Annotated in this window: 3 protein-coding genes; 1 reads left to right on the forward strand and 2 read right to left on the reverse strand. The window is 58.1% G+C overall.

Annotated elements, in window-relative coordinates; translation table 11 throughout:
• On the reverse strand, nt 1-290 hold a 290-nt coding region (locus RTY00_RS24360; RefSeq protein ID WP_409519172.1), incomplete at its 3' end, for an aminotransferase class I/II-fold pyridoxal phosphate-dependent enzyme.
• Nucleotides 291-416: 126 nt separating this feature from the next.
• Between RTY00_RS24360 and RTY00_RS24365 the strand changes: the two genes are divergently transcribed.
• Nucleotides 417-1,259, forward strand: coding sequence for a LysR substrate-binding domain-containing protein (locus RTY00_RS24365; RefSeq protein WP_312666687.1), 843 nt, complete (start codon nt 417-419; stop codon nt 1,257-1,259).
• Here RTY00_RS24365 and RTY00_RS24370 read toward each other — a convergent pair.
• The coding region (locus tag RTY00_RS24370) for a methyl-accepting chemotaxis protein (RefSeq protein ID WP_312666688.1) at nt 1,256-1,853 on the reverse strand (598 nt) is incomplete at its 5' end. The two genes, RTY00_RS24365 and RTY00_RS24370, sit on opposite strands and share 4 nt — an antisense overlap.

Raw genomic sequence — 1,853 nt, forward strand, 5'->3', positions numbered from 1 at the left:
ATCAGCACTTCGCTGCCGGCATCATATTGCTGGCCATACAGCGTGTGCACTTTCTGCGCCAGCGCTTCACGCAGTGACGGCAGGCCGGTCATTGAGGCGTATTGGTTATGACCGTCACGCATCGCTTTACTTACCAACTCAACCAGGTGCGGATCGCACGGGAAGTTGGGTGCGCCTTGCGACAGGTTGATGGCTTTATGTTGCGCCGACAGCTGGCCGATGACGCTAAAAATCGTCGTGCCGACATCGGGCTGTTTGGAAGAGATGTTAACACTGCTATTCAGGGTCATCGGTGCCTCGTGAGGTTGCATAACCACGTATCGAAAGTAGATTTCTATTCAACGGCGTGCGGCTTGAGTCGACAAGCGAATTGTTGTCATAATAGCCATGATTAAAAATCATAGCTTGAGGTTGTTATGTCCCGCTCTGCTCTGCCGCTCAATGCCATTCACGCGTTTCTGGTAACCGCGCGCCATCTCAACCTGACGCGAGCCGCCAGCGAACTGTGCATCACCCAAGGCGCAGTGAGCCGTAAAATCGCCACGCTAGAAAGCTGGCTGGGATTCGCGCTGTTTACCCGTCACGCCCGTGGCCTGCATCTCACCGAACAGGGCGCAGCGCTGCTGCCGGAACTGCAGCAAGGTTTTGCCATGCTGTTGAATGCCACAGAAAAAGCCAGCCGCAGCAACGCCGCCATTCGCCTGAAAGCGCCCACCTGCGCCATGCGCTGGCTGGTGCCGCGTCTGGTGGCGCTGGAACAGCAGCGTCCGGATATTCACGTGGCGCTAACAACCACGCTCGATCATGGATCGCAGCTGGATAATTTTGACGCGGCGATTGTGTTTGGCCCAACGCCCGCCGGATCGATTTGCCTGTTTGAGGAGCGTTTAACGCCGGTGATGTCCAGCAGCGTCACGCCGCCCAGCCAGATTGATGAACTGGCGAAGTTTACTTTTCTGCATCCGACGCAGGATTCACGCGACTGGCAGCTTTGGCTGGCCGGATTGGATGCCGTGTTGCCGATGGCGCGCAATCAGCATTTCGCTACCATGGATCTGGCGATCAGCGCCGCGATTCAGGGATTTGGCGTCACGGTGGCGGATGTCACTTTAGTGCAAAACGATGTGTTGAATGGCCGACTGATTGCGCCGTTTACCGCCAGTGTGGCGACTGGCGCGAGCTACAGCCTGTTACAGCGGGCAGAAAAAGATGCGCCACCGTTCCTGCCGGAACTGGTGGCGTGGTTATCTGAGGTTTAGAAAGAGACCCATTCGTCAGAGGCTGGTTTCGGCTGCGCGACACCTGCGCCTGCCAACACCGGACGACGCAGCGCGGTTGGCGATACCACGGCCTTGTTCACCGGCGCGCTGTCCGACAGACGGAATTTCGCCACCGAAGCTTGCAGCTCCTGCGTTTGACGCTCCAGCGCGCTGGCGGCGGCAGAAACCTCTTCAACCAGCGAGGCGTTCTGCTGGGTGACGCTGTCCATTTCGGTGACGGCGGTGCCGACCTGCGAAATGCCTTTGCTCTGCTCTTCCGACGCTGCGGCAATGTGCTTCATGATCTCATTCACATCCTGCACCGACTTAAGAATGTCGTGCATGGTGCTGCCCGCGCTGCTTACCAGCTCTGAACCTTTTTCCACCCGCTGCACGGAATCTTCAATCAGTGTGGCAATCTCTTTCGCCGCACCGGCGCTGCGCTGTGCCAGATTGCGTACCTCGCTGGCCACCACGGCAAAACCACGGCCCTGTTCACCGGCGCGTGCGGCTTCCACCGCAGCGTTCAGCGCCAGGATGTTGGTCTGGAAGGCGATGCTATTAATCACGCTGGTGATTTCCGCGATCTTCTTC

Source organism: Pantoea sp. CTOTU49201 (genome assembly GCF_032054795.1).
Taxonomy (GTDB): Bacteria; Pseudomonadota; Gammaproteobacteria; order Enterobacterales; family Enterobacteriaceae; genus Pantoea; species Pantoea symbiotica.